Genomic DNA, 25,382 nt, shown 5'->3' on the forward strand with positions numbered 1-25,382 from the left:
GATGGCTGCCGTACACATACGTAAAATAACCCATGAACCTCCATCAATTACGCTTCGTCCGTGAAGCGGTGCGCCAGAACTACAATCTGACCGATGCCGCCAAGGCGCTGTTCACGTCGCAGCCGGGCGTGTCGAAAGCCATCATCGAGCTGGAAGAAGAGCTGGGCGTCGATATTTTCGCGCGCCACGGCAAGCGCATCCGCGGCCTGACCGAACCAGGAAGGCTGGTGCTGGGTTCGGTTGAGCTGATCATGCAGGAAATCGACAGCCTGAAACGCATCGGCAAGGAATATGCGGCCCAGGACAGTGGCAGTTTTACCATTGCCACCACGCACACCCAGGCCCGCTACACCTTGCCGCGTGTGGTGCAGGCGTTCATGCAGAAATATCCCAAGGTACGCCTTTCCCTTCTGCAAGGCAATCCGCGTCAGATCGCCGACATGGTCAAGAGCGACCAGGCCGACCTCGCCATCGCCACCGAGTCGATTGCCGTGGTCGATGGCCTGATCACGCTGCCTTGTTATCAGTGGGAGCACGTGGTGGTGGTGCCGCACGACCATCCGCTGCTGCGCTCGCCTGCGGTATCGCTGGAAGAAATTGCCACGTACCCATTAATTACGTACGATGCGGCCTTTGCCGGGCGCAGCAAGATCGACCATGCGTTCAGCTTGCGCAGCCTGAAGCCGGATGTGTTGTTGGAAGCGATCGACGCCGATGTCATCAAGACCTACGTGGAGCTGGGCATGGGCATCGGCATCATCGCCGGCATGGCCTACGATCCGGAGCGCGACAAGAACCTGCGCGCCATTCCCGTCGGCCACCTGTTCGGCATGAATGTGTCGCGCGTGGCGATCAAGCAGGGGGCTTACCTGCGCAGTTATGTGTACACCTTTATCGAATTGCTGGCCCCCACGCTGAACCGCAAGATGGTGGAATCGGCCATGCGTGGCGACAGCGAAACTTACGACCTTTAAGACTGACTATGAATACCGTTACCACCCTCATTACCGGCCAGGTGGCCGCGTACTACGCCAAGATGGCAGAACAATACGACGCCGTCTACGACAAGCCCGAGCGTGAAGACGACCTCGATGAAATCTGCGACGAGGTTGCCGAAGCCGTGGCCGGGCACATCGTGCTGGAAATCGGCTGCGGCACTGGCTTCTGGACCGAAATCGCGTCCGAGTCGGCGTTGTCGATTGTCGCCACCGACATCAACCAGAATCTGATCGACCTGGCGCAGACGCGCGATCTGCCGGACGAAGTGTCGTTCCGCGTGGCCGATGCCTACAACTTGCCGGACGACCTGGGCGAGTTCACGGCGATCCTGGCAGGTGGGTGGTGGTCGCACGTCGCCCGCGCCGACCAGGAAAAACTGCTGGCGCACTGGCGTGACCGGTTTGGCAAGGATTTATTGGTGGTACTGGTCGACGATACCTATGTCGAAGGCAGCAGCGACACCGTGGCGCGCACCGATCTGGAAGGCAATACCTACCAGATCAAGACGGCGCCGGATGGCATGCGCTATGAAATCCCAATGAATTACCCATCGGATAGCGCCCTGCGCAAAAAACTGGCCAGTTCGGTACGCGAAATCAAGATCGTGCGACTGGAACACTTCTGGATGCTGCGTTGCCGCCTGAAATAATCGCGCCACCCAATGAAAAAACCGTCATCCCCGCAAGGGCATGACGGTTTTTTAACGCCCGCAGGCGTCAGGTATTAAAACGAGTGACGCAGACCCAGTGCCAGTGCTTTAGGATCGCCGCCCAGTGCCGTGGCAGCTGGTGCAATCGCAACGCTCGACGAGCTCAAGCCAAACACGGCCAGGTTGTTGTTGTCCATCGTGGCGTACGACGCGTACACATTGGTGCGCTTCGACAGCGAGTAGCTGTAGGCAACAGCGTAAGCCTTGCCTTTGGCGCCGGTTTCTACCTTGTTGTTCTGGTAGTTGAAGAAGAACTTGTTGGCCGCCAGGGTGTACGAAGCGCCCAGGTTGTACTGCTCGAACTTGTTGTTCGGGCCGACCTGGTCAGCCGACAGGTAGCCGCCCTTGAATTCGAAGGCGTCCAGTTTGTACGACGCGCCGAATGCCGATTCCTTGTCGTTGCCGGTGGCCAGACGTTTCAGGGTGTGGTAACCAGCCGACAGGCCCAGGTTGCCGAGCGTGTATTCCAGGGCGATGCCGTGCAGGTTGCCCGAAGGACCGGTTGCTGCTTCGCCAGCCGAGTAGGCCAGGTAAGCGCGCAGGCCATTCCATGCCGACGATTTGTAGTTGACCGAGTTCGACAGACGACGGGTCACGCGGCCCGAAGTGAACGCGCTCAAGTTACTACCGTAGAAACCCTGGCCGAAGATGTCGGACATGGCGCCGACGGCTGCGATCGGGCTGTATTCACGGCCAACCGTTACCAGACCGAAGGCACCTTCCAGACCAACCACCGAACGGCGGCCGAACAGGTTGGTGTCGGCAGCGCCGGTGTCGAGGGCGACGCCGGCTTCGATGTTGAACATGGCTTTCAGGCCGTCACCGAGGTCTTCGGTACCGCGGAAGCCCAGACGGCTGCTCGACTGGTTACCGGAGTTGACAACCCAGGTACCTTTTTGGCCAGGGGTGCCGGTGTCTTGGCGCGACACGGCCGCATCCATGATGCCGTACATCTGAACGTTGGTTTGTGCTTGCGCTGCGATTGGCAGGATGGCGAAAAGGGCGGCAGCCAGGATTTTGCGTTGCATGTGTTCTCCGTAAGATTCAATCAAGGGTCATTCGCTGAAGCACATCAAAGTGGCCTCAGAACGATCGAAATCTTATCGGGCCGATATTTCAAGAAGATGACATGTGGCAATTTCACAACAGATGCTGACGGATCGGCAACACGATATCGATGCGGGTGCCGGGCGCTTCGGCGGCCACGATGATTTCGCCCTGCATGCCCCAGACCCGCTCGCGCATGCCGATCAGCCCCAGCGAGCCGGTCTTTTCCAGGTCGGCCGGACTGATACCGCGCCCGTCGTCGCGGATGGTGACCAGCAGTTCGCCGTCGAGGCGGAAGACATTCAGCGTGACGTTGCTGGCCTCGGCATGGCGGGCGATGTTCGTCAGCGCTTCCTGGACAATGCGGAAGATGGCGGTGCTGGCGGTGTCGTCGAGCTGCAGTTCGTCCTCGTCCGCATACAGCTTGCAGGCAATGCCATAACGTCTGGAAAAGTCGTCGCGCAAGCCCTGCAGGGCGAAATACAGGCCACCGTCGTCGAGTGCGCGTGGGCGCAAATTGGTGGCAATCCGGCGCAGCGATGCAATCGCGGTGGCCAGGTTGTCCTGCATGCCGGCCATCAGCGCCAGGCTTGGCGCGCTGCTGCCATCGGCTTGCTGGAGCAGCGTCAGGTCCATGCGCAGCGACGCCAGCAATTGGCCCAGGTCGTCGTGCAGTTCGCGCGCGATATGGGTACGCTCCTGTTCGCGGATGGTTTGCAGCGCCGCCGACAGCTGGCGCAGCTCGTCGTGCGAACGCGCCAGGCGCGCCTGGACGCGCTGGCGCGCGCTGACGTCGCGCAGGATGATCGAGCGCACCGGGCGCCCGTCGCGCATGTCCTGCGACAGTGAACCGGTCAGCGCGATGCGGCGGCCGTCGGCATGCATACCTGTGACGGCGTAGTCGGTGAAGCGGCGGCCGGCGCGGGCCGGGGCGCCAGGCGCTGGTGTTTCGATGAGGAAGCGCGACAGCGCACGCCCTTGCATCTGCTCGACCGTTACGCCGAACAGCGCGGCGGCAGCGGCGTTCGCCAGCACGATGCGGTCGGCGTGGTCGGTGGCGATCAGGGCATCATTGACCAGGCTGGCGTGCTCGATGGCACCGGCGCGCTGCGCTGGTGCAGACAGACCCCGGCGCAGCAGTACCCTGGCGCCAACAAACCCCAGCAAAAAGGCGAGGGCGGCGCGCACGCGCATGGTTGGGATCGTCATGGATTCTCGCCGTCGGTGAGTGGCACGCGAAGGCGTACCCGGCGAAAGTGTAATGCGAGACTTGCCTCATCTTATTGTGATGAGGCAAGTTTTATTACATCTGTTTGAACAGGTGCAGGAAACTGCGGCTCACTTCCAGCTTGTCCGATTTGCCTTTGATCATGACCAGGTGGCGGCCCCGCAAATCGCGGGTGACGCCGTCGATGGCGTTCACATTCACCAGCGTGGCGCGGTGGATTTGCCAGAACAGGGCCGGGTCGAGTTCCTCGGCCAGGTCGCGCACCGGTTTGCGGATCAGCGCCTCGAATTTGTCGGTTTGCACGCAGGTGTATTTTTCGTCGGAGCGGAAGAACAGGATCTCTTCGACCGGAATCATGCGCAAATCCTGGCCGATGCTGGCCTGGATCCATTGCAGGTATTTCGGTTTTGGGGCCGCAATTTTCTCGGCCAGCTGCGACAGCATCAGGGTGACGCTGTCATTGACCGGCAGGCTGCCCGGCTGTTCGATGAGCGCTTTCAGGCGCGCCTTGAGCCGGTCCACGGTCAATTGCAAGCGTTCCGGCTCGGGCGGCTTGAGGACGTAATCGATGGCGCCGCGCTCAAAGGCTTCCACCGCGTACTGGTCGTAGGCGGTGACGAACACGATGGCGCTCTGGTCGCCGATGTCGCGCGCCGCTTCCATGCCGGTTTTGCCGGGCATGCGGATATCGAGGAAGGTCAAATCGGGTTTCAGCTCGGCCACCAGCTGCACGGCTTCATCGCCGTTCTTGGCTTCACCGATGATCTCCAGCTCGGGCCACACCTGGTTCAGGCGCAGGCGCAACTGGTCGCGCATCAATCTTTCGTCGTCAGCAATAATGGCAGTAGGCATGGGATTTGATTTATTGTTATCAATCTGTGGAATGATGATTATTCAACACATCGCCGGATCAGGCAAGCAGGGCAGATGGTCGGCTATTTCGATGTGGCGTATGGCACTTCGATGACCGCGATCACGCCATGCGGCACATTCGCGGTGATATGCAACTGGCCGGCCTCGCCATGGAGCAGCTTCAGGCGTTCGCGGATGGTCGGCAGGCCGAGACCGGTGCCGTCGCTCGGCATCACGCCAAAACCGACGCCATTGTCGGCCACGGTCACGCGCAGCTTGTTGTGCGAGACATTCGCGCTGATGCGCAGGGTGCCCCCTTCGGGCTTGCACTCGAGGCCGTGCTTGATCGCGTTTTCCACCATCGATTGCAGCATCATCGGCGGAAAGGCCGCGTTGCGCAGGTCGTCGGGGACGTGCAGCTCGACCGTCAAGCGCTCTTCCATGCGCATCTTGAGCAGGTGCAGGTAGGCGGTGACCATGTCGACTTCGCGGCCGAGGTTGGTCACCACGGCGTTTTCACGCATTTGCGGCAGCACCGCGCGCAGGTACTGGATCAGGCTGCGCTGCATGGCCGAGGCGCGCGGCGGGTTCGTTTCGATCAGGTATTCGACCGAGGCGAGGGTGTTGAACAGGAAGTGCGGCTCCACCTGTGCCTGCATCATCTGCATGCGCGCTTCGGATAGCTGGCGCTGCATCGATTCGCGCTCGGCGGCAGCGTTTGCGCTCTGGGTCAGCGCATCGGCGCGCTTCTTGCCGCCCACCAGCGCCTTGGTGGCGAACAGGGCCAGCACCAGCAGCAACACGAAGCTGCGGAACCAGGTCGAGGCCTGTTTGTGGTAGCGCGTGACCTTGGCTTCGGCGGCGTCGTCGACCGCCGCTTCGATCGCATCTGACAATTCTTCGCCAATTTGCGGCGGCAGGTCGATATGGACTTCGCCGTCGACGCCCGGGCGCACGATGCCGGCTTTGGCCTTGGCTGCCGCGGCCGCTCCCGCGGCGGCTGCCGCCATGGCGTGCGACTTGGCCGCTTCGATCCCCGCTTTGGCTGCTGCAGAACCAGCCGACTCGGCAGCAGCATGCGCAGCAGCGTCGATCTCGGCCTCAGCTGCCTTGCTGAGGGGCTCGGGCGGTGCCGGTGGTTCCGCTTGCTCGGGCGTTGAGGGCACCTCGGGCGTCTCCGGTACCTCGGGCGTCTCCGGTACTTCGGGCGCTTCCGGTACCTCGCCCGGTTTGCTCACCTTGTTTCTCGGATTGAAGTGAATCCCGCTGTCATCGAACACGATGCTCGGCTTGGGTTTGCGATCCTTGCTGCCCTTGTCGTTGCGTACAACGGTTTCTTCGTTCGGGCTGGAAAACAATTCGTCCTGCAAGATGTTGGCCGCAATCAGCGCCAGCGCCGCAAACAGGAAAAATTTCCACCACGACAGCTGCGTCACCCACGTCGCCACCGCGTCGAAGCCGCGGTACAGGGCCGTCAACAGGGTGGTCAATTGCTGCTGTCTGGAGGGTGTCAATGCCATGGGAGATGCAATCCGGTGTGCTGGAGAAAATGCGCGTCGTGCACTCTGGCAGCGACGAGCTTGGGATGCTGCAACTTTACCCCGTCCATCCCGCTCAGGCCAGCAGCGAGCGACAGGCTGCACAAACGGCATCCCAGAATGCACTGGGGATAAAGCAATTGCCCGAAAAAAAGGGCCGGCGCAAGCGCGCCGACCCTGGATGCCGCACTCAAGCCGGGCTTCAGGCTGTCACGGCTTCTTCCCTGACCGGCAGTGCAATCTCGTTGTTGATGCTGAACTGGTAATCTTCGAACACGTGCTGTGCCGACAGGATCTGGTAGCTGCCGTCTGCGCGCTTGTGGGTGGTGTCCTTCAGGCGCCAGGTCAACGCGCCGCAGGTCCAGCAATTGAAGTTGCGCATGTGCGTGCACAGGCAGGTCTTGTCCATCACCACGATGTTCTTGCTGCCCGGATTGGCCAGCACTTCGCGGTTGTAGGAATTGATGTAGGCGCAGTTACCGGTGGCGTCGAGCAGATAGCCATACGATTCGCAGCCCGGACGGATGCCGGAACCGATGGCCGGCGTGCTTTTCAGCATGCGCATCGGATAGCCGGTTGGCGAAACGCCGTTGACGATGATGTCGTCTTCGGTGGCGCGGATGTATTCCTGTTTCACGTCATCCGGCAAGCCGCATTCGTGGGTCATGGTGAAGCGGGTCGCCACCTGCACCCCGCCGGCGCCTTTTTCCAGGAAGCTCACCGCGTCCGAGCCGGTGAAAATGCCGCCCGCGGCAATCAGCGGAATCGACAGGTTTTCGGCGCGCATCCAGGCATGGATCTCGTCCATGATGGTGTGCAGGTCGTACTGCGCCCAGTCGGCACCAAAACCCAGGTGGCCGCCGGCCAGGGGACCTTCGACAATCACGTAATCGGGCAGGCGATTCAGTTTCGCGGCCTTGCGGATGAAAATTTGCAGCGCCCGCACCGACGAGACGATGATGCCGAGCTTGGCATCGCGGAAGCGCGCATGGTCCTTGATCAGGTCGAACGAACCGAGGTGCAAGCCGGCCGACATGGTAATGCCGTCGATGCCCGCGTCGAGTGCCGCCGACAGACGCGTGCGCAAGGTTTCCTTGGGCGCGTTCATGGTCAGCTTTTCCATGCAGTTGACGAACACCAGGCCGTCGCCGCGCTTCGCTTCCATGGTGGCGCCGACGTGCAATTTCGTCGCTTCGGCCAGGCGTTCGAGGTCGAACTGCACCACGGCCTTGTCCATATTGTTGATGTTGAACTTGTACAGCTTGGTCTTTTCCTTGACGAAGCTGGTGTCGAACTTGCGATCCGATACGTCTTGCACCATGGCGTCGGAAATGTGGCCGATACCGCCCAGGCGCGCCGTTTCCAGCGCCAGCTCGGACGTTGAAATGTCCACACCCATGCCGCCAACCATGATCGGCACATATTCCTTGTTGCCCAACTTCAGGCGGAAATCATCAACACGTTTCATTACTATCCTTAGACCAGTCACCGGGTCGCGTATTGTCGCGATCGGCGGCGTGTTTGCGCGGCCTCAATTCTACCCGAAGCAGAATCGTGGCTCACACGGGTGAGGCGGCGCGCACGGTGAACAGGCGGACAAAGCCTGTTCGGCGCCGGGGGATGCGTGGCTTAGTCGCGGAAGTTGTTAAATTCGAGCGGCATGTCGGGCACATCCTTGCGCAGCATGGCCATGGCGGCCTGCAGGTCGTCGCGCTTGGCGCCGGTAACGCGCACCGATTCGCCCTGGATGCTGCCTTGCACCTTCAGCTTGCTGTCCTTGATGGCGCGCGTGATTTTTTTCGCGTCTTCGGTTTCGATGCCGTTCTTGACCTTGATGACCTGTTTGACCTTGTCGCCGCCGATCTTCTCGACCTTGCCCTCGTCGAGGAAACGTACATCGACTTTGCGCTTCGCCATTTTCAGGACCAGCAGTTCGCGTACTTGCGACAACTGGAAATCGGCATCGCCGTAAATCGTGATCTCGGCTTCCTTCTGCTCGACCTTGGCCGAACTGCCTTTAAAATCGAAGCGCGTGATGATTTCCTTGTTCGATTGCTCGACCGCGTTTTTGACTTCGATCATGTCGGCTTCGGAGACGACGTCAAATGATGGCATGGTGGTTCCTTGTAGTTGTGTGCATGTGCTGCGATGGCGGTATTTTAACGGACAACCGGGCTGCACTCCCAGCCTGCAGGCGCTTTTGGTATCAATTTGCCCCTATAATCGTTCGAAAAAACGGGCTCCCATGCAATTCGATTACTCCCTCGAACACCTCAATACCTTCGGCATCGCCGCGCGTGCGCGCCGCTTCGTCGAGATTCACAGCGTCGACCAGCTGGCCGCCACGCTGGCCGACCCCGCACTGGCAAGCTTGCCGCGCCTGTTCCTGGGGGGCGGCAGCAACCTGCTGTTCACCCGCAACTTCGATGGCCTGGTCCTGCGCATGGCCAATCTGGGCAAGCATATCGTCGGAAAACAACACGGCGCCACGCTGGTGCGCGCCGCGGCCGGTGAGAATTGGCACGCGTTTGTCCAGTGGACCTTGCAGCAGGGTTTAGGGGGCATGGAAAACCTGTCGCTCATTCCCGGCACCGTGGGCGCTTCGCCGATCCAGAATATCGGTGCGTACGGCGCCGAAATCAAGGACAGCTTTCATTCGCTCACCGCGTTCGACCCGGCCAGCGGCACGACCCGCACGATGACGGCCGCCGACTGCCGCTTTGGCTACCGCGACAGCATTTTTAAACATCCTGACGGCGCCGGGCTGGTCATCGTCGACGTCACCTTTGCCCTGCCGGACGCCTGGCAGCCAAATACCCGCTACGCCGAACTGGCCAACGCACTGCTCGATGCCGGCCTGGCGCAGCCCACGCCGCAGCAGGTGAGCGACACGGTGGTCGCCATTCGCCGCCGCAAGCTGCCTGACCCGGCCGTCATCGGCAACGCCGGCAGCTTTTTCAAGAACCCGGTGGTCAGCGCGGCGCAATGCGCTGTGCTGCTGGAACAATTTCCCACGCTGGTACACCATGCTCAGCCGGACGGCACCGAAAAGCTGGCCGCCGGCTGGCTGATCGACCAGTGCGGCTGGAAAGGCCGCAATCTTGGCGCCGCCGGCGTGTATCCGAAACAGGCGCTGGTGCTGGTCAACAATGGTGGCGCCACCGGGGCCGAAGTCGTCGCCCTGGCCGCCGCCATCCGTGCCGATGTGATGCAGCGCTATGGCGTGTCGCTCGAGGCGGAACCCGTCTTCATTTAAAGGATCGAACGATGACCATCAAAGCCATTGTCACCGGCCACAGCAAGGGCCTGGGCGCCGGAATTGTCGCCGCACTGCTGGCGCAGGGCATTGCAGTGCTGGGCGTGTCGCGCGGATCGTCGAACGCGCCCCCGGCGTTGCTGGTCGAAGCGGAAGTGGATTTGTCGGATGGTGTCAGACTGTCGGCGTGGATCGCCGGGCCGACCTTGCGCGACTTCGTGCAAGGCGCCGATACGGTTCTGCTGGTAAATAATGCGGGGACGGTGCAGCCAGTTGGCCCGCTCGATGGCCAGGCGCCGGATGCTGTCCTGCGCGCGGTTACGCTGAACGTGGCTGCGCCGCTGGCATTGGCGGCGGCCGTGGTGCAAGTCCGGGGCGAGGCGCTGTGCAAGATACTGCATATTTCCAGTGGCGCCGGACGGTCGGCCTACCCGGGCTGGAGCGTGTACTGCGCCACCAAGGCGGCGCTGGACCGGCACGCCGAAGCCGTCGCGCTCGATGGCGACATGCGCGTGCGCTGTGTCAGCCTGGCGCCGGGCGTGATCGATACCGGGATGCAGGGTGAAATTCGTGGGTCGACCGAGGCGCAGTTTCCGATGCTGGCGCGGTTTATCGCGCTGAAGGAAGAGGGCGCGTTGCAGTCGGCGCAGGCGACCGGCGCCGATATTGTGAAGTTCCTCCTGGCCGATGGGTTTGGTAACGAAGCGGTTAAAGATATTCGCGGCTAGTTCAACGGTGAGCAATTGCTGTATCGGGTTATGGGGCCCGGCCTTCGCCGGGGTGACGGTTTTGCAGGTAGATGAACGAAAAAAAGCCGCCAAACGGCGGCTTTTCATTTAAAACGCTGACGCTTACTGTGCGCGTTTCGCCCGTGCCTTGGCCGCGATGCGCATGCGCAAGGCGTTCAGTTTGATAAAACCGCCGGCATCGGCCTGGTTGTAGGCGCCGCCATCTTCGTCGAAGGTCGCGATGTTCATGTCGAACAGCGAATCGGTTTTCGAATCGCGCGAGACCACGATCACATTGCCCTTGTACAGCTTCAGGCGCACCCAGCCGTTGACCGTGTGCTGCGTGTGGTCGATCAGCGTCTGGATTGCGACGCGTTCCGGCGCCCACCAGTAGCCGTTGTAGATCATCGATGCGTAACGCGGCATCAGGTCATCTTTCAAGTGGGCCACTTCGCGGTCCAGCGTGATCGATTCGATCGCGCGGTGGGCGCGCAACATGATGGTGCCGCCCGGGGTTTCGTAGCAGCCGCGCGACTTCATGCCGACGTAGCGGTTTTCCACCAGGTCCAGGCGGCCGATGCCGTGCTTGCCGCCCACGCGGTTCAGTTCGGTCAGGACGGTGGCCGGCGACATGCGCACGCCATTGATCGCGACGATGTCGCCGTGCTCGTATTCGAGGTCGATGTATTCGGCCGCGTCAGGCGCCGCTTCCGGGCTGACGGTCCAGCGCCACATCGATTCTTCGGCTTCGGCACTTGGATTTTCCAGGTGGCGACCCTCGAAGGAGATGTGCAGCAAGTTGGCGTCCATCGAGTACGGCGCGCCGCCGTTCTTGTGCTTCATGTCGACCGCGATGCCCGCGTCTTCCGCATACTTCAGCAGCTTTTCGCGCGACAGCAGGTCCCACTCGCGCCATGGGGCGATGATTTTCACGTCCGGCTTCAAGGCGTAGGCGCCGAGCTCGAAACGGACCTGGTCGTTACCCTTGCCGGTCGCACCGTGCGACACCGCATCGGCGCCGGTCAGGTTGGCGATCTCGATCAGGCGCTTGGCGATCAATGGCCGCGCAATCGACGTACCCAGCAGGTATTCGCCTTCATACACCGTGTTGGCGCGGAACATCGGGAACACGAAGTCGCGCACGAATTCTTCACGCACATCGTCGATATAGATGTTTTCCGGTTTGATGCCGAATTTGATGGCTTTGGCGCGTGCCGGCTCGAGTTCTTCGCCCTGGCCGAGGTCGGCCGTGAAGGTCACGATCTCGCAATGGTAATTGTCCTGCAGCCATTTCAGGATGACGGAGGTGTCGAGGCCGCCGGAGTAGGCGAGAACTACTTTTTTGATGTCGCTCATGGATGTTCCAGTAAGGGTAATGCGTGGAGAATGGTCAGCTGGCCCCGGAACACAGGGCCAACGATACAACAACAGCTAGTGGTAATTTTTATTCCGTGACACGTCCCAGCAGCAGGTATTCGATCAGCGCCTTCTGCACGTGCAGGCGGTTTTCGGCTTCGTCCCAGACCACCGATTGCGGACCGTCGATGACGTCGGCGGACACTTCTTCGCCGCGGTGGGCCGGCAGGCAATGCATGAACAGCGCTTCCGGTGCGGCACGCGCCATTTTAGCGCTGTCGACGATGTAGCCGTCGAACGCTTCCAGGCGCGCCGCGTTTTCTTTTTCGTAGCCCATGCTGGTCCAGACGTCAGTCGTGACCAGGTGCGCGCCAGCGCAGGCGTCGGATGGATTGCTGAAAATCGTGAAGCGGCCGGTTTCGACGCGGTCGTGCTCGATATCGTAGCCGGGCGGCGTCGCAATATTCAAGTGGAAGCCGAACACTTCGGCGGCCTGCAGCCACGAGTACAGCATGTTATTCGCGTCGCCGATCCAGGCGACGGTTTTCCCGGCGATGGCGCCGCGGTGCTCGACATAGGTAAAGATGTCGGCCAGCACCTGACACGGGTGGTGTTCATTGGTCAGGCCGTTGATGACCGGCACACGCGAGTTGGCGGCGAAGCGCTCGATGATGTCCTGGCCAAAGGTGCGCACCATGATGATGTCGCACATGCGGCTCATGACCTGGCCCGCGTCTTCCACAGGTTCGCCGCGGCCGAGCTGGCTGTCGCGCGTGTTCAGGTAGATCGCGGCGCCACCGAGCTGGTGCATGCCGGCTTCAAACGACAGGCGCGTGCGCGTCGAACTTTTCTCGAACACCATCACCAGCGTGCGGTCGACCAGCGGGTGGTACACCTCGTAGGCCTTGAACTTGCGCTTGATGACAGCGGCGCGTTGGAACACGTGTTCAAATTCGTCGAGCGAGAAATCGGAGAATTGCAGGAAGTGCTTGATCGGGTGTGTGCCGGGCATGGGGAAGTCGTCAGTCGAAGGGTTATCCCTTGAATTATAAGGGTTTTCTTGCCAGTGGTAAAAACGGCTTTAGTAGAGTGTTTGGGCCGACTCGTGCAGCAGTTGCCCGTATAGCGTGTGGCGGAATTTGGCGATCTTGCCCTCGGCCACGGCCGCCAGCACGGCGCACTGCGGTTCGATCAGGTGGCGGCAGTTGTAGAACTTGCAGCCGCCCAGATACGGCTTGAACTCGACGAACGCGCGCTCGAGCATGCCTTCGCTGAGGTGATACAGGCCGAATTCCTGGAAGCCGGGCGAATCGATGATCGAGCCGTTTTCCCCAATGTCATACAGGCGTGTAAAAGTGGTCGTGTGCTTGCCGGTATCGAGCGCAGCGGAAATTTCGCGCACGGCGATGTCGGCGTCCGGCACCAGCAGGTTGATCAGCGACGATTTGCCCATGCCCGACTGGCCGATGAAGATCGACGATTGGTCTTCCAGCAGCGGCATCAGGGTTGCCACCGCGTGTTCCGGGTCGGTACGGGCCGACACTTCGTGCAGCGGATAGCCCAGCGCGGTGTACACGCCGATCCGTTCGCGCGCCTTCGGCAGCAGGTCGGTGACGTCGGTTTTATTCAGGATCAGGTGGGCATCGATGCCCGCTGCTTCGGCTGCCACCAGCGAGCGCGAGACGAGGTCGTCCGCAAACCCGGGTTCGGTGGCCACGACGATGAACAGCCGTGTCAGGTTTGCCGCCAGCAGTTTCGATTTATATTGGTCGGAGCGGTACAGCAGCGTTTCGCGCTCGGCGATCGACTCGATGACGGCCTGGTCTTCCGACGTCATTTTGAGGTTGACCTTGTCGCCCACGGCCACATTGGTTTTCTTGCCGCGCGTGACGCATTGCAGCTTGCGTCCCTCGACATCGGCCAGGTAGTGGCGCCCGTGGGCGGCGATGATGGTACCGGTGAGCGGGGCGGTCATGCGCCAGCCTGCGTGGTGGCGTAAATGGCGTTTGCGCGCGCGGCGCTGATGAAGTCGTTGGTAGAAATGGTATTACCTGCTGAATGGGTGGTGTAGCTGACTTTGCAGTGCTTGAAGCTGACAGTCAAGACGGGGTGGTGGTCCTGCTCATGAATCATCGCGGCCAGGGCGTCGACAAACGCGATGGTCTCGTGGAAATTGCGAAATGAAAATACGCTGGCCAGGTGATGGCCTTCGACGCCCCAGCCCGGTACCTGGGCCAGGCTGGCGAGGATGTCTTCCGGCGTCATGGCCGGCGCGCCTTCGTGGCAGTGTTGTTCTGCTAACTTCATGCGCCCGCCTGGTGCAAATGTGCAATCCGTACCGAGGCCGGTGGATGCGAATCGAAGAACTTGGAATGCAGCGGGTCGGGCGTCAATGTCGACGCATTGTCTTCATACATTTTGACCAGCGCCGACACCAGGTCGCGCGCATCGCTGTGTTTGGCGGCGAAGGCATCGGCTTCGAATTCGTGCTTGCGCGAGCTGATCGAGGTCAGCGGCGAGAAGACAAACGTGAACACCGGCAGCACCAGCAAAAACAGCAGCAGCGCCATGGCATCGTTGGGCGCGCCCAGCAAGGGTGTCACGCCCAGGCCGGTATAAAACCAGGCTTGCCCTTTCAGGAAGCCGAGCAGCGCGAGGAAGGCCAGCGAGACGGCAAACATGACCACGATGCGTTTCACGATGTGTTTCAATTTGAAGTGCCCCAGTTCATGTGCCAGCACCGCTTCGATTTCCTGCGGCGCCAGGCGCGCCAGCAGGGTATCGAAAAACACGATGCGTTTATTTGCGCCGAAGCCGGAGAAATAAGCGTTGCCATGGGCGCTGCGCTTGCTGCCATCCATCACGAACAGGCCTTTCGAGGCAAAGCCGACGCGGCCCATCAAGCCTTCGATGCGTTCCTGCAGGCTCTGGTCGTCGAGCGCCGTGAACTTATTAAACAGGGGCGCCAACACGGTCGGGTACAACACCATCATCAACAGTTGAAAGCCGCTCCAGACCGCCCAGGCGTACAGCCACCACAGGTCGCCGGCCTTGCCCATCAGCGACAAAACGACCCACAGCAGCGGCAGGCCGATGGCCGCGCCGATCAGTGCGCCCTTTAGCATGTCGAACAGCCACAATGCGCGCGTCATCTTGTTAAAACCAAAACGCTGTTCCAGCACGAACTGGCGGTACCAGTCGAACGGCAAATCGAGCACGCCGGAAAGGATGGCGAACGCAGCGACCAGGGCCAGCTGGTAGACCATGCCGGTGCCGGTCAGCGGCATCAAGTTGTCCGATAGCCACTGCAAGCCGCCCAGCAAAGTAAAACCGATCAGGATCAGACTGTTGAAGAGCAGGGCAGCCAGGCCGAAACGGGTCTTGGCGACGGTGTAGTCGGCGGCTTTCTGGTGCGCATTGAGCGGAATTTTGGCGGCGAATTCAGCCGGCACGGCGCTGCGGTGGCGCATCACGTGGCGGATCTGGCGGTTGGCCAGATAAAAGCGCAGCGCTAGCGTGGCGACAAAGAAAGTCACGAACAAAATGGAAAAGCCGGAGGAATACATGCGGTGCCTGTGAGAAAATGCAGGATTGATGATTAGGCTGAAAGAGAATTATGTCACAAGCGACCGCCAACACTGCTCCAGCCCCGCTGGCAAAACCAAACGACATGAACCTGGTATGGGTCGACATGGAAATGACCGGCCTGGAGCCTGACACCGACCGCATCATTGAAGTGGCGGTCGTTGTGACCGACATGCACCTCAATATCCTGGCCGAAGGCCCGGTGTTTGCCATCCACCAGTCCGACGCCACGCTGGACAAAATGGATAACTGGAACAAGGGCACCCACGGCAAGTCGGGCCTGATCGACCGCGTGAAAGCCTCGACCGTCACCGAAGAAGAAGCGCAGGAGAAATTGATCGCCTGGCTGAAGCAGTACGTGCCAGCGAACAAATCGCCGATGTGCGGCAACACCATTTGCCAGGACCGCCGCTTCATGGTGCGCGGCATGCCGAAGCTGGAAGCGTTTTTCCACTACCGCAACCTGGACGTGTCGACGCTGAAGGAACTGTGCCGCCGCTGGAAGCCGGAACTGGCGTCCGGCTTCAAGAAGCACCAGAAGCACACGGCGCTGGCCGACATCATCGAATCGATCGAAGAGCTGAAGTACTACCGCGAGCACTTCATTAAGCTGTGATGCGCAAGCTGTGAGCAAAAAAAATCCGGCGCTGGCCGGATTTTTTTTCGATCAAGGCATGCGCGTGTAATTCACCGGAATCCAGCGGTAGCCCTTGCCCTGGACTTGCAGGTGTCCCATGCCCGGGAATGGCAGGTGGGCGCCGGCAATCAGGTAGCCGCCCTTGGCTGCTGCGTCGAATTGTTTCTTGCGTGACGCATACGCGGCGCGGCTGTCGTTGTCGAAACTGATGGTGATGGTGGGATTGTCCATCTGCACAGCCGCGACGTGGATCAGATCGCCCACCAGTTGCAGTTTCTGCTTGCCGCTTTCAACGAAATACGTGGTGTGCCCGGGCGTGTGGCCCTTGTCGGCGTGTGCGGTCACGCCCGGCACCAGTTCGATGTCGCCTTCAAAGGCCTTGTATTTGCCGGCTTGCACATACGGATTCAAGGAAGCCATTGCGCCCTGGAACATGCCTTTCTTGCTTGCGTCCGCCTTGCTCATATTGCTTTCGCTGAGCCAGTAATCGGATTCCATCCTGGCGGCACGCACGACCGCGTTGGGAAAGGTGCGCTGGCCGGACGTCATCAGGCCGCCCACGTGATCCGGGTGCATGTGCGTGATATAGATTTCGTCGACCTGCTCGGGCGTGTAACCGGACGCCTTCAGGTTGGCCAGCATCTTGCCCAAGGTTGGCCCGAACAGCACGCCGGCGCCCGTATCGACCAGCACCAGCTTGCTGCCGGTGTTGATCAGGTAGGTGTTGTCGGACGTTTCCAATGGGCTTTTCAGGAAGGATTTCGCCAGCGTCGCGTCGGTGTTTGCTTTCTTGTCCTGGAGCAGGGTGTCGACCGGCAAGTCCACCGTGCCGTCGCTCACCGCCGTCACTTCGATGTCACCGATCATGGTGCGAAAAAATCCCTGGCCCTGCGTTTTGGCAAACGGCGCTGCGGCAAAGGCAGGTGCGGCAAACAGGGCTGCGATGACGGCGGCGAGGGCCACCGTGCGTATTGGTCGGGTCATGTTCTTGTCCTTGAAGGGTGGGTTGACTGTTACTAATCGTACATGAACAGTGTCGGCGCTGCTGGCCGCCGCGCATCTATCCGGCAAGCATGAAAAAAGCCCGGCATCGGCCGGGCTTCGGGTTGCTTATTCTGCGGCGTCGGCGCCGCAGCATTTCTTGTATTTCTTCCCACTGCCGCAAGGGCAGTCGTCGTTGCGGCCGACTTTCGGTTCGTCGCGGCGCACGGTCTCGACGGCGGTCTTGCGCAGTGGCACCCAGAATTTATGAATCGCAGGCAAGTTCGCTTCGATGTCGAGTGCCAGCTTGTGGCCCAGGATCGGGCTGTCGACTTCCTTCAGCTCGGCTTCTTCAATCTCGTCGGCGCCCAGCAAATAAATCGGGCGCATCAGCGGGGCCAGGTCGGATTCCCAGATCGGGTTCCAGGAATCGGGACGCAATTCCATGCCTTCCCAGAAACCCCAGGTCCAGGCTTCGCCGTCGACCAGTGTCTCGCCGTTGTGTTCGGCTTCGCAGAACAGCGGCTCGAACTCTTTCGGCGCCACTTCGAACGTCACCAGCACTTCATTCATGAAGCGCATGATCAGGTTGACGATGTTTTCTTCTTCCTTGCTGTTCTTCCACTTCGGCGCGGCGTTGCCATCTTCGCCCCAGACGTGCGGCAGCCACTCGGCTGGCATGATGGTTTCCGGGCCGATGGCGATGGCCGTCAGGAATCCGTGCAGGGTGTCCATCGTCATCGTGTCTTCCGGCGTGCGGTCGGACAGGAGGAATTTGTCGAGGGTATTGAATTCTGCTTCGGAAAGGGGCTGGTCGAGTTGCATGGGGGCTTTTCAAGTAAATGGTGCGGAAGGCGCCAGTGTAACGCGTGGCAAGCAAGGTGGCCCACGAAATGTCGGTCTTGGTCTTACAATGGGGCATGAATACTGACACACCAGGCAATCCGCAACATCCTTTCGAGCGCCTCGATCCCGACTGCGTGCTCGACGCGGTTGACAGCGTCGGCCTGTTTGGCGATGGCCGCCTGCTGGCGCTGAACAGCTACGAAAACCGGGTTTATCAGGTCGGACGCGAAGAGGGCGACCCGGTCGTGGTGAAATTTTACCGGCCGCAGCGCTGGAGCGACGCCGCCATCCTGGAAGAGCACGCCTTTGTCGCGCAGCTCGCCGAGGCCGAGCTGCCGGTGGTCGCGCCCAGCGTCCTGAACGGCGCGACGCTGCACACCTTCAAGGATTTTCGGTTCACCGTGTTCCCGCGCCGCGGCGGGCGCGCGCCCGAGCTGGGCGACCCTGCCACGCTCGAATGGATGGGGCGTTTCATCGGCCGCATTCACGCGATCGGCGCTTTGAGCCCGTATGCCGAGCGCCCTGCGCTGAACCCGGACACCTTCGGCCACGTACCGCGCGCCTTCGTGCTCGATAACGGTTTTATTCCTGACGAACTGGTGGCCGCCTACGCGAGCGTGAGCGCGCAGGCACTCGAAGGTGTGGCGCGTTGCTACGCCCGGGCCGGCAATGTCGAGCTGATCCGCCTGCACGGCGATTGCCATGGTGGCAATGTGTTGTGGACCGACGACGGCCCCCACTTTGTCGATTTCGATGACAGCCGCATGGGCCCGGCGGCGCAGGACATCTGGATGCTGCTCTCGGGTGAACGCCACGAGATGGTGGGACAACTGGCCAGCGTGCTGGCCGGTTACGAGGATTTTTGCGATTTCGACCCGCGCCAGTTATATTTGTTCGAAGCGCTGCGCACGCTGCGCCTGATCCACTATTCGGCGTGGCTGGCGATGCGCTGGGACGACCCGGCCTTTCCCCGGGCCTTCCCGTGGTTTAACACCCAGCGCTACTGGCAAGACCGTATCCTGGAGTTGCGTGAACAGGTGGCCCTGATGGACGAGCCGCCGCTGTGGCCGGTTTGATCGCTGGAATTGGCAGGGTTTGTCCGCGCTGATCGGCGCGCCGCTGCGCGAGCGGCCGCGCGATAATCGACGCACGATGGTATTTGAACGTCATACACGCTGAGAGAACACGATGGAACCGGACCTGCCACCAGACGACGACACCAACTTCACCATCAGCCTGCCTTCCCAGCGCGGGCCGATGGATGTGAACGCGATCAAGGAAGCGATCGCCAGGGTCGAGGCGGAAGCCAAGGCGTCGTTTGCGGCGGAGAACCGGGTCCACGCCGAGGCGCGCGCGCGCACCATGGCCGAGGAACGGGCCGCAATGGATGCCCAGGCCGCGGCGGCCGCGCTGGCCAGCGCCCAGGCCTCGGAAGACGCCATCGAAGCCAATCGCGACCGCCTGGAAACCTTGCGCGCCGCCGCCGTCGCCAGTGCCGAGCGCCTCGAAGCGGTGCGCCAGGAAACCGCCGACCTGCGCGCCCGCGTCGAAGCCGACACCCACGTGCGCCTCGCCGCCGAAGCGCGCGGCCGGCTCGAAGAAGAAGCGCGAAAACGCGCGGCCGAACTGGCTGAGTCCGACGCCATACTGGCGGCGCAAGCCGCGCACGCCACCAATGAATTGATGGCCGAAACCGAGCAGGCCCGCCTGCAGGCCGCCGAACGCGTCGCGGCCGTCCACGCCGCCCGCGAAGAGGTGCTGCACGGCGCCAGCGCCGATGCGCGCGTCGCCATTCTGGCGCGCGAGCGCGAACGCCAGGCCAAGGGCGCACGCCAGACCTCAGAAATGCTGGCCCAGGCCGAAGCCGGGGCGCTCGAACTGACGGTCCAGCGCGAACGTGCCGACCAGGTGGCGCTGTCGGCCGCATTTGCCCGCGCCGCCGCCGAAGCCCATGCACTGGAAGAAGCGCGCGCCCTGGCGCACCTGGAGCAGGAACGCGAAGCCATCGCGCTGGCCCAGGCTGAATCAGAACGCGCCGCCGCCAAGTCGCTGCACCTGCGTCTGGAAACCGAGAAAGAATTGCGCGACGCCGCGCTCCACCGCCAGCGCCTCGAACAGACGGCGGCAGCCGGCGCCGAAGCGCGCCGCGCGGCCGAAGTGCACATCCTGGCCGCCACCGAAGCGCGCATCGGCGCCGACAAGCGGCTGCGTGAAGTGGCCGTGGTGCGCGCCGCAGCAGAGGAAGACGCCGCCGCTCAGGTCAATCTGCGCCTCGCTGCTGAACAAGTGGCCACCGAACAGGCGCGCCAGCGTGCCGAAGCCGATGCCGCCGCCATCACTGCTGCCGCGCTGGAGGAGCAGGAACACCAGCGCGCCCGCAGTCTGGCCGACGAGCGCGCTGCACTGGCCAAGGCCGCTGCGGCTGCCCTGGCCGAACAGAACGATGCCGAGCAGGCCGTCGTGGCCACACTGGCGGCGCAAGTGGCCGAACAGCAAGCAGTTGCCAGCCTGGCCTGCGAGCGGGCTGCCGCAGCCAGTGTGCTGCTGGAGGCCGAACAGGCGCGCCTGGCCGCGGAACACGCCGCGGTCGAGCAATTGACGGAAAAACTGGCGGCTGAACAAGCATTGACGGCGGCCGCAAGCGCGCGCATGCAGGCCGATGCCGAGCATGCCGATCTGCTGCGCCGCCAGGCCGTTGCCGAGCAGGCGCTGGCGGATGCGCAGGCGGGCGCCATCGACGCGGCGCGCGCTGCCGCCTTGCATGCCGAACAGGAAGCCGAACACCAGGAGTCCAGCACCATCGCGCTGATGGCGCAGCAGGACGCCGCCGCCGAACTGGCGCGCGTGCAAGCCGAGCGCGCCGCCGTTGAGGATCAAAAGCTGGCGCTGGCCGAAGAAGAACTGGCGGCCGCCTGCGCAGGTGCCGACGCCGAAAAAGCGGCGCTGCGACTGATTGCCGAAAAACTGGCCCAGCAGCGCGAAAAAAACAGTGCCGACCTGCGCGCCAACCAGTCGATCGCCGAGCGCCTGGCGGCCGAAAAGGCCAGCGCCGCCGCCGCCGTACAGCGCGCGGCCATGGAGCAGGAAGGGCGCGACCTGGCCCAGCAGCGCGAAGCGGTCGAGCAGGCAGCGGCGCAGTCGGCGCTGGATAAACGCAATGCCCAGCGCACCTTGCTGGAAACCGCCCAGGCGCATGCCGAGCTGCAGGAGAAGGCAGCGGCAACCACCCAGGCCATGGCCGATGCGCGCGCCAGGCTGCTGGCGTTGGAGTCGGCCAACCACGAACAGCAGGTGGCGGCCCTGGCTGCCGCGCAGCAAGCAATCGGTGTGCGTTCTGAAGAAGCGCAATACCGCGCCGTGTCCGAAGACTTGACACGCAAGGTGTTGGGAAAATTCACCCAGTCATCGGCCGGGCAAGCCGTCGTGCGCCTGAACGATATCCTGCAAGACGACCGCACCAAATAGGGCAGCGCCCGGCAGACGTAAAAAAGCCGTCATGCAGATGACGGCTTTTTGTTGGGCGCTTGCTTTATTGCAGCACGGATACCTTTGACGCGAAATAATCGGTCTCGCCAAAGCACTGGGTTGGCACGCCGCGGTGCTCTTCATACCCCAGTTGCACTCGCTTGCCCATGGCCGCCTGCATCTGCGTTGCCACAGCCGGATCGCGCACCGAAAAGCTGAAGCGTTCCGGAATCGCGCCGGGCATGCTCGACAGCAGAATTTCACCTTCCCAGGTTTTACACAGCCAACCCTTGCGCGAAAACTTTTGCAGGTAGCCGGCGCGCTCGCCTTCGGAATACGCGAACGACAGGCTGATCCAGGTGTACAGCAGGAACAGAGCCACTGCTGCCACGAGCACGGCAATCATGATGGCAATACCACGTTTTGGAATGGAGGTCGGCATGGGTAACGGGTCAGCTTTCAGTGGCAGTGGGGGAAGTAAAGACGGCGTATTCTGCCACGTATGGCTGACTTGTCAATTAAGCGTTGACGCCGTACGAACGTGCCAGTGGACCCAGGCCGCCTTTATAGCCCTGGCCGACGGCGCGGAATTTCCATTCGCTGCCGGCGCGGTACAGTTCGCCGAAAATCATCGCGGTTTCGACCGAGCCGTCTTCCGACAGGTCGTAGCGGGCGATTTCCTTTTCGCCGTCGGCGTTCAGGCAACGGATGTAGGCGCGCGAGACCATGCCGAAGTTCTGGTTGCGCTGCTCGGCTTCGTGGATGGTGACGGACACGGCCAGGCGGTCGATTTCTGCCGGGACCTGCGACAGGTCGACGACCACGCGCTCGTCGTCGCCTTCGCCTTCGCCACTGCGGTTGTCGCCGGTGTGGGTGACCGAGCCATCGGTCGATTTCAGGTTGTTATAGAAAATGAAGTCGCTGTCGCCACGCACTTTGCCGTCGGCTTTGAGCAGGAAGGCGCTGCCATCGAGGTCAAATTCCTTGCCGTCCGTGGCACGCGGATCCCAGCCCAGGCCAATGATGACTTTGGTCAGGCCCGGAGCTTCTTTGGAGAGGTTGACGTTGCCGCCTTTTTGCAAGCTGATTGCCATGGTAGTTCCTTTATTGTCAGGGTGAATAAAACTGCTTAAACGGTTTCTGCCTTGCTGTCGGGTTCCAGCAGCGCTTGCTGCTTCTTGTAGCGGATCGATGACCACAGCGACACCAGGATGAACGCGACGCCGGACAGGCCTGTGATCCATTCGGCAATCTCATACTGCACGCTTGCAAACATGATCAGTGCCAGGATGCCGATTGCATAATGCGCGCCGTGTTCCAGGTAGACGAATTCTTCCAGCGTGCCCTTGTTCACCAGAAACACCGTCAGCGAGCGCACGAACATCGCGCCGATCGCCAGGCCGAGCATGATGATGACGACGTCGTTGGTGATCGCAAACGCGCCGATTACGCCGTCGAAACTGAAGGACGCGTCCAGCACTTCCAGGTAGAGGAAGCCGCCGATACTGCCCTGCGACACCACTTTACCCAGACCCGGCTCGGATTCGCCCGACTCCAGCAAGCCGCTGATCCAGTCGACACCGACATACACCAGCACGCCCACCACGCCGGCCACCAGCACCGCGCGCTGGCGCGCTTCCGGCATCAGGCCCATGGCCAGCAGGACCGCACCCAGCGTCAGCAGGATGGCCAGGCCCTGGCTGCCGAACTGGCCCACTTTTTCTTCGATCCAGCCCAGCCAGTGGAGTTCCTTTTCGTCGTCAAACAAAAAGTTGAGGAATACCAGCAGCAGGAAGGCGCCGCCAAAGGCTGCCACTTCCGCATGCTTTTCGGTCAGGTGGCGCGAGTATTCGACCGGCGTGTTGATGGCCATGTGCCAGACGTCGATGAGGCCCAGACCCGTCGCGGCCGAGACGATCACCAATGGAAACAGCAAGCGCATGCCGAACACGGCCACCAGGATGCCGACCGTCAGGAACAGCTTGCGCCAGAATGCATTCCAGTGGCGCAGCACCGACGCGTTGACGACGGCATTGTCGAACGACAGCGAGACTTCCAGAATGCCGAGCACGGCGGTGATCCAGAGCGCCTGCAGCAGGCCGCTGGTGCCGCCGTGGGTATAACCCCAGTAGCCGGCCATGGCCATAAGGACCGCGGTGACGATGAATGAAAGCCTGAAGTGCTGCATGTTGTCGATCCTTAAGCTTGGCGAATTCGCCACAATGTCAAATATTACCCGTTTCTGGCCCGGCGGCGGGGTACCGTTGGTACTTTTCAGAACGACCTTCTGCGATAATTCCACACGGTATTTGGCCTGGCTGCATGCCAGGACGCAACTTTTTATCATTGGAACCCCGCATGGACTTGTCTTATCTCCTTACTCCCTTGCTGACCTGGCTGGTCGTCGGCCCCATCAAATTCACCATCACCAGCGTGCGCCAGCGCCGCCTGGCGTTCAACCTGGTCGGAAATGGCGGGTTTCCCAGCAACCATAGCGCAGTGGTAAGCAGTATGGCAACGTTAATTGCACTGCGCGAAGGCATAGGCCATCCGGCCTTTGGCGTCGCCGTGACGCTGGCCTTTATTGTGATGATCGATGCCAACAGCTTGCGCCAGCACGTGGGGCGCCATGCCGCTGCCATCAATCGCCTGGCCGCAGAGACGGCCTCGGGCGCGCACCAGCACCTGCGTGAACGCATGGGCCATACGCTGGTCGAAATCGGTGGCGGCATCGTCACCGGCATCCTGATGGGCCACGCAATTTACTGGTTGCTTGTGCCGAAATAATCCCGCAGGCTGGTATCGTTGACGCCGGCCAAATGCAGTTCGTCGCGCCAGTATGCATTTCAGGCATCGAATTCCGCAGCGTGCGTTCTCGACAATTGACTAAGAGTAACGACACCAACATACTGCCCGCTGGTTACGATCGCCCATTACTCAGTTTCAGTGCCTATTCCGGAGAACACCATGCTGCGCAAATCCCTACTCGTCCTCGCCATTGCTGCCGCGCTTGCCGCCTGCGGCAATCAAGCCAAGGAGTCCGCCAAGCCGGCCAGTGCGAGTGCGAGCGCCAGCGCCGTGGCCAAGCTCGACAAAGATGGCAAGCCGGTGGCGGCGCCGGTCAAGTTGCTGGTGGCACCGGAGGATTTGTTGACGGTCGCGTCGAGCGCCCTGGCGTCCGGCCCGGTTGTGACCGGTTCGGTCCAGCCCGAACGCAAGGCCGATTTGCGCGCCGAGGTTTCCGCCATCGTGTTGCAGGTGCTCAAGGAAAATGGCGAAGTAGTGAAACGGGGCGACGTTCTGTTGCGCCTGGACGACACTTCGATCCGCGACAGCCTGGCATCTGCCGAACAAGCTGTGGTGTCGGCGGCCCAGGCCCTGGACCAGTCAAATCGCCAGCTAGAACGCCTGAAGACCCTGCGCGCTTCCGGCATGACGTCGGCCTCGGCCTTTGACGACGCCGAAGTGCGCCGCAACACCGCCCAGAGCGAAGTGTCGGCCGCGCGCGCGCGCGCCGTGCAGGCGCGCCAGCAACTCTCGCGCACGACCATCCGGGCGCCGTTCGACGGCGTGGTCAGCGACCGCAAGGTGTCGAACGGCGACACCGCCGCGATCGGCAAGGAATTATTAAAAGTCATCGACCCGACCAGCATGCGCTTTGAAGGCCATGTGTCCGCCGACACCATCAGCGCCGTGAAGATCGGCCAGACCGTCAATTTCCGCATCAACGGCTATGGCGACCAGCAATTTGCCGGCATCGTGCGCCGCATCGATCCGGCCGCCAACGCCGTCACGCGCCAGGTCGAAGTGCTGGTGGGTTTCGCCAACGCGGTGCAGCCGAAAGTGTCCGGCCTGTACGCGGAAGGGCGCATCGACGCCGATACATCGGCCGCGCTGATGCTGCCGGAAGGCGCACTGGTGCGCGCCGGCGACCAGACCTATGCCTGGCAGGTCAAAGGCAACAAGCTGGTCAAGGCCGACCTGGGCCTGGGCCTGCGCGACGCCCGCAGCGGCAAATACGTGGTGCGCACCGGCCTGGCCGCCGGCGACCAGGTGATGCGCAATCCAAACTCGGCCATGAAAGATGGCCAGGCAATTGAACTGGCTGCACCGAAGGTCGCCAGCACCGCCGCTCTGACGCAAGGGAAATAAGCC

At 61.8% G+C, this 25,382-nt stretch carries 25 protein-coding genes; 9 read left to right on the forward strand and 16 right to left on the reverse strand.

The annotated features are described in order from the left end of the window. The first annotated feature begins 32 nt into the window (after nucleotides 1–32). Both V6M87_RS01365 and V6M87_RS01370 read left to right on the forward strand, forming a co-directional pair. Nucleotides 33–974 carry a CysB family HTH-type transcriptional regulator gene (locus tag V6M87_RS01365; protein ID WP_332847918.1) on the forward strand — a complete coding sequence of 314 codons (942 nt, stop codon included), beginning with the start codon at nucleotides 33–35 and terminating at the stop codon, nucleotides 972–974. 8 nt (nucleotides 975–982) lie between these two features. Further along, the gene (locus V6M87_RS01370; RefSeq protein ID WP_332847919.1) at nucleotides 983–1,648 is read left to right on the forward strand and encodes a class I SAM-dependent methyltransferase; all 666 of its coding nucleotides are present in this window, start codon (nucleotides 983–985) and stop codon (nucleotides 1,646–1,648) included. 74 nt (nucleotides 1,649–1,722) lie between these two features. Here V6M87_RS01370 and V6M87_RS01375 read toward each other — a convergent pair whose 3' ends face one another. The 6 genes from V6M87_RS01375 to V6M87_RS01400 all read right to left on the reverse strand — a co-directional run bounded on the left by V6M87_RS01375 (nucleotide 1,723) and on the right by V6M87_RS01400 (nucleotide 8,488). Beyond that, nucleotides 1,723–2,736, reverse strand: a complete 1,014-nt coding sequence (locus tag V6M87_RS01375) for a porin (RefSeq protein WP_332847920.1) — start codon at nucleotides 2,734–2,736, stop codon at nucleotides 1,723–1,725. Nucleotides 2,737–2,848: 112 nt separating this feature from the next. After that, nucleotides 2,849–3,964, reverse strand: a complete 1,116-nt coding sequence (locus tag V6M87_RS01380) for a PAS domain-containing sensor histidine kinase (protein ID WP_332847921.1) — start codon at nucleotides 3,962–3,964, stop codon at nucleotides 2,849–2,851. 94 nt (nucleotides 3,965–4,058) lie between these two features. Further along, on the reverse strand, nucleotides 4,059–4,835 hold the full coding sequence (locus V6M87_RS01385; protein WP_332847922.1) for a LytR/AlgR family response regulator transcription factor: 777 nt from the start codon (nucleotides 4,833–4,835) through the stop codon (nucleotides 4,059–4,061). 83 nt (nucleotides 4,836–4,918) lie between these two features. After that, complete coding sequence (locus tag V6M87_RS01390; protein ID WP_332847923.1) at nucleotides 4,919–6,355, reverse strand: sensor histidine kinase; 1,437 nt, start codon at nucleotides 6,353–6,355, stop codon at nucleotides 4,919–4,921. A 220-nt stretch (nucleotides 6,356–6,575) separates the two neighbouring features. Further along, nucleotides 6,576–7,841, reverse strand: coding sequence for a nitronate monooxygenase (locus tag V6M87_RS01395; RefSeq protein WP_332847924.1), 1,266 nt, complete (start codon nucleotides 7,839–7,841; stop codon nucleotides 6,576–6,578). A gap of 161 nt (nucleotides 7,842–8,002) precedes the next feature. Beyond that, nucleotides 8,003–8,488 carry a YajQ family cyclic di-GMP-binding protein gene (locus V6M87_RS01400; protein WP_332847925.1) on the reverse strand — a complete coding sequence of 162 codons (486 nt, stop codon included), beginning with the start codon at nucleotides 8,486–8,488 and terminating at the stop codon, nucleotides 8,003–8,005. Between the two features lie 130 nt (nucleotides 8,489–8,618). Here V6M87_RS01400 and murB point away from each other — a divergent pair, with 130 nt between their 5' ends. Further along, a complete protein-coding gene (gene murB / locus V6M87_RS01405; RefSeq protein ID WP_332847926.1) occupies nucleotides 8,619–9,629 on the forward strand; it encodes a UDP-N-acetylmuramate dehydrogenase in 1,011 nt (336 codons plus the stop codon). A gap of 11 nt (nucleotides 9,630–9,640) precedes the next feature. Continuing rightward, nucleotides 9,641–10,357, forward strand: coding sequence for an SDR family oxidoreductase (locus V6M87_RS01410; RefSeq protein WP_332847927.1), 717 nt, complete (start codon nucleotides 9,641–9,643; stop codon nucleotides 10,355–10,357). Nucleotides 10,358–10,480: 123 nt separating this feature from the next. On the opposite strand, the gene V6M87_RS01415 is transcribed toward V6M87_RS01410, so the two are convergent. From V6M87_RS01415 to V6M87_RS01435, 5 genes are all read right to left on the reverse strand, one after another. After that, complete coding sequence (locus V6M87_RS01415) at nucleotides 10,481–11,713, reverse strand: argininosuccinate synthase (protein ID WP_332847928.1); 1,233 nt, start codon at nucleotides 11,711–11,713, stop codon at nucleotides 10,481–10,483. An 88-nt stretch (nucleotides 11,714–11,801) separates the two neighbouring features. Continuing rightward, the gene (gene argF / locus V6M87_RS01420) at nucleotides 11,802–12,725 is read right to left on the reverse strand and encodes an ornithine carbamoyltransferase (protein ID WP_332847929.1); all 924 of its coding nucleotides are present in this window, start codon (nucleotides 12,723–12,725) and stop codon (nucleotides 11,802–11,804) included. A 69-nt stretch (nucleotides 12,726–12,794) separates the two neighbouring features. Beyond that, nucleotides 12,795–13,688, reverse strand: coding sequence for a ribosome small subunit-dependent GTPase A (rsgA, locus tag V6M87_RS01425; protein ID WP_332847930.1), 894 nt, complete (start codon nucleotides 13,686–13,688; stop codon nucleotides 12,795–12,797). Then, nucleotides 13,685–14,020, reverse strand: a complete 336-nt coding sequence (locus tag V6M87_RS01430; RefSeq protein ID WP_332847931.1) for a 4a-hydroxytetrahydrobiopterin dehydratase — start codon at nucleotides 14,018–14,020, stop codon at nucleotides 13,685–13,687. Before V6M87_RS01430 ends, rsgA begins: the two co-directional genes overlap by 4 nt. Next, complete coding sequence (locus V6M87_RS01435) at nucleotides 14,017–15,279, reverse strand: M48 family metallopeptidase (RefSeq protein ID WP_332847932.1); 1,263 nt, start codon at nucleotides 15,277–15,279, stop codon at nucleotides 14,017–14,019. The genes V6M87_RS01430 and V6M87_RS01435 overlap by 4 nt, the downstream gene beginning before the upstream one ends. A gap of 50 nt (nucleotides 15,280–15,329) precedes the next feature. On the opposite strand from V6M87_RS01435, the gene orn reads away from it, so the two are divergent. Further along, nucleotides 15,330–15,914, forward strand: coding sequence for an oligoribonuclease (gene orn, locus V6M87_RS01440; RefSeq protein ID WP_332847933.1), 585 nt, complete (start codon nucleotides 15,330–15,332; stop codon nucleotides 15,912–15,914). Between the two features lie 51 nt (nucleotides 15,915–15,965). Here orn and V6M87_RS01445 read toward each other — a convergent pair whose 3' ends face one another. Both V6M87_RS01445 and V6M87_RS01450 read right to left on the reverse strand, forming a co-directional pair. Beyond that, on the reverse strand, nucleotides 15,966–16,919 hold the full coding sequence (locus tag V6M87_RS01445; RefSeq protein ID WP_332847934.1) for an MBL fold metallo-hydrolase: 954 nt from the start codon (nucleotides 16,917–16,919) through the stop codon (nucleotides 15,966–15,968). A gap of 126 nt (nucleotides 16,920–17,045) precedes the next feature. Beyond that, nucleotides 17,046–17,741: a UPF0149 family protein gene (locus V6M87_RS01450; RefSeq protein WP_332847935.1), complete on the reverse strand. Its 696-nt coding sequence runs from the start codon at nucleotides 17,739–17,741 to the stop codon at nucleotides 17,046–17,048. Nucleotides 17,742–17,836: 95 nt separating this feature from the next. Between V6M87_RS01450 and V6M87_RS01455 the strand changes: the two genes are divergently transcribed. Next, entirely contained in the window at nucleotides 17,837–18,838 is a 1,002-nt protein-coding gene (locus V6M87_RS01455; protein ID WP_332847936.1) for a serine/threonine protein kinase, read from the forward strand. 112 nt (nucleotides 18,839–18,950) lie between these two features. Next, on the forward strand, nucleotides 18,951–21,227 hold the full coding sequence (locus tag V6M87_RS01460) for a hypothetical protein (RefSeq protein WP_332847937.1): 2,277 nt from the start codon (nucleotides 18,951–18,953) through the stop codon (nucleotides 21,225–21,227). 64 nt (nucleotides 21,228–21,291) lie between these two features. On the opposite strand, the gene V6M87_RS01465 is transcribed toward V6M87_RS01460, so the two are convergent. The 3 genes from V6M87_RS01465 to V6M87_RS01475 form a co-directional block, all read right to left on the reverse strand. Then, nucleotides 21,292–21,669 (reverse strand): hypothetical protein, encoded by a 378-nt coding sequence (locus V6M87_RS01465; protein WP_332847938.1) that lies wholly within the window; start codon nucleotides 21,667–21,669, stop codon nucleotides 21,292–21,294. Between the two features lie 76 nt (nucleotides 21,670–21,745). Further along, the gene (locus tag V6M87_RS01470; RefSeq protein WP_332847939.1) at nucleotides 21,746–22,321 is read right to left on the reverse strand and encodes a TerD family protein; all 576 of its coding nucleotides are present in this window, start codon (nucleotides 22,319–22,321) and stop codon (nucleotides 21,746–21,748) included. A 35-nt stretch (nucleotides 22,322–22,356) separates the two neighbouring features. Then, nucleotides 22,357–23,415: a DUF475 domain-containing protein gene (locus V6M87_RS01475; RefSeq protein ID WP_332847940.1), complete on the reverse strand. Its 1,059-nt coding sequence runs from the start codon at nucleotides 23,413–23,415 to the stop codon at nucleotides 22,357–22,359. Between the two features lie 170 nt (nucleotides 23,416–23,585). Here V6M87_RS01475 and V6M87_RS01480 point away from each other — a divergent pair, with 170 nt between their 5' ends. After that, the gene (locus V6M87_RS01480) at nucleotides 23,586–24,014 is read left to right on the forward strand and encodes a divergent PAP2 family protein (protein WP_332847941.1); all 429 of its coding nucleotides are present in this window, start codon (nucleotides 23,586–23,588) and stop codon (nucleotides 24,012–24,014) included. A gap of 180 nt (nucleotides 24,015–24,194) precedes the next feature. Next, nucleotides 24,195–25,379, forward strand: a complete 1,185-nt coding sequence (locus tag V6M87_RS01485; protein ID WP_332847942.1) for an efflux RND transporter periplasmic adaptor subunit — start codon at nucleotides 24,195–24,197, stop codon at nucleotides 25,377–25,379. The last annotated feature ends 3 nt before the right edge of the window (nucleotides 25,380–25,382 follow it).

Source organism: Massilia sp. S19_KUP03_FR1 (assembly GCF_036688685.1).
Lineage (GTDB): Bacteria > Pseudomonadota > Gammaproteobacteria > Burkholderiales > Burkholderiaceae_D > JALYUM01.

Excerpts from the sequence above, each read along its gene's own strand:
- V6M87_RS01395 (WP_332847924.1), bottom strand. The coding sequence starts at position 7,841 with ATGAAACGTGTTGATGATTTCCGCCTGAAGTTGGGCAACAAGGAATAT.
- V6M87_RS01390 (WP_332847923.1), bottom strand. The coding sequence starts at position 6,355 with ATGGCATTGACACCCTCCAGACAGCAGCAATTGACCACCCTGTTGACG.
- V6M87_RS01400 (WP_332847925.1), bottom strand. The coding sequence starts at position 8,488 with ATGCCATCATTTGACGTCGTCTCCGAAGCCGACATGATCGAAGTCAAA.
- V6M87_RS01380 (WP_332847921.1), bottom strand. The coding sequence starts at position 3,964 with ATGACGATCCCAACCATGCGCGTGCGCGCCGCCCTCGCCTTTTTGCTG.
- V6M87_RS01435 (WP_332847932.1), bottom strand. The coding sequence starts at position 15,279 with ATGTATTCCTCCGGCTTTTCCATTTTGTTCGTGACTTTCTTTGTCGCC.
- V6M87_RS01385 (WP_332847922.1), bottom strand. The coding sequence starts at position 4,835 with ATGCCTACTGCCATTATTGCTGACGACGAAAGATTGATGCGCGACCAG.
- V6M87_RS01415 (WP_332847928.1), bottom strand. The coding sequence starts at position 11,713 with ATGAGCGACATCAAAAAAGTAGTTCTCGCCTACTCCGGCGGCCTCGAC.
- V6M87_RS01410 (WP_332847927.1), top strand. The coding sequence starts at position 9,641 with ATGACCATCAAAGCCATTGTCACCGGCCACAGCAAGGGCCTGGGCGCC.
- V6M87_RS01455 (WP_332847936.1), top strand. The coding sequence starts at position 17,837 with ATGAATACTGACACACCAGGCAATCCGCAACATCCTTTCGAGCGCCTC.
- V6M87_RS01445 (WP_332847934.1), bottom strand. The coding sequence starts at position 16,919 with ATGACCCGACCAATACGCACGGTGGCCCTCGCCGCCGTCATCGCAGCC.
- V6M87_RS01475 (WP_332847940.1), bottom strand. The coding sequence starts at position 23,415 with ATGCAGCACTTCAGGCTTTCATTCATCGTCACCGCGGTCCTTATGGCC.
- V6M87_RS01375 (WP_332847920.1), bottom strand. The coding sequence starts at position 2,736 with ATGCAACGCAAAATCCTGGCTGCCGCCCTTTTCGCCATCCTGCCAATC.
- rsgA (WP_332847930.1), bottom strand. The coding sequence starts at position 13,688 with ATGACCGCCCCGCTCACCGGTACCATCATCGCCGCCCACGGGCGCCAC.
- V6M87_RS01450 (WP_332847935.1), bottom strand. The coding sequence starts at position 17,741 with ATGCAACTCGACCAGCCCCTTTCCGAAGCAGAATTCAATACCCTCGAC.
- argF (WP_332847929.1), bottom strand. The coding sequence starts at position 12,725 with ATGCCCGGCACACACCCGATCAAGCACTTCCTGCAATTCTCCGATTTC.
- V6M87_RS01480 (WP_332847941.1), top strand. The coding sequence starts at position 23,586 with ATGGACTTGTCTTATCTCCTTACTCCCTTGCTGACCTGGCTGGTCGTC.
- V6M87_RS01465 (WP_332847938.1), bottom strand. The coding sequence starts at position 21,669 with ATGCCGACCTCCATTCCAAAACGTGGTATTGCCATCATGATTGCCGTG.
- orn (WP_332847933.1), top strand. The coding sequence starts at position 15,330 with ATGTCACAAGCGACCGCCAACACTGCTCCAGCCCCGCTGGCAAAACCA.
- V6M87_RS01485 (WP_332847942.1), top strand. The coding sequence starts at position 24,195 with ATGCTGCGCAAATCCCTACTCGTCCTCGCCATTGCTGCCGCGCTTGCC.
- V6M87_RS01430 (WP_332847931.1), bottom strand. The coding sequence starts at position 14,020 with ATGAAGTTAGCAGAACAACACTGCCACGAAGGCGCGCCGGCCATGACG.
- V6M87_RS01370 (WP_332847919.1), top strand. The coding sequence starts at position 983 with ATGAATACCGTTACCACCCTCATTACCGGCCAGGTGGCCGCGTACTAC.
- V6M87_RS01470 (WP_332847939.1), bottom strand. The coding sequence starts at position 22,321 with ATGGCAATCAGCTTGCAAAAAGGCGGCAACGTCAACCTCTCCAAAGAA.
- V6M87_RS01365 (WP_332847918.1), top strand. The coding sequence starts at position 33 with ATGAACCTCCATCAATTACGCTTCGTCCGTGAAGCGGTGCGCCAGAAC.
- murB (WP_332847926.1), top strand. The coding sequence starts at position 8,619 with ATGCAATTCGATTACTCCCTCGAACACCTCAATACCTTCGGCATCGCC.
- V6M87_RS01460 (WP_332847937.1), top strand. The coding sequence starts at position 18,951 with ATGGAACCGGACCTGCCACCAGACGACGACACCAACTTCACCATCAGC.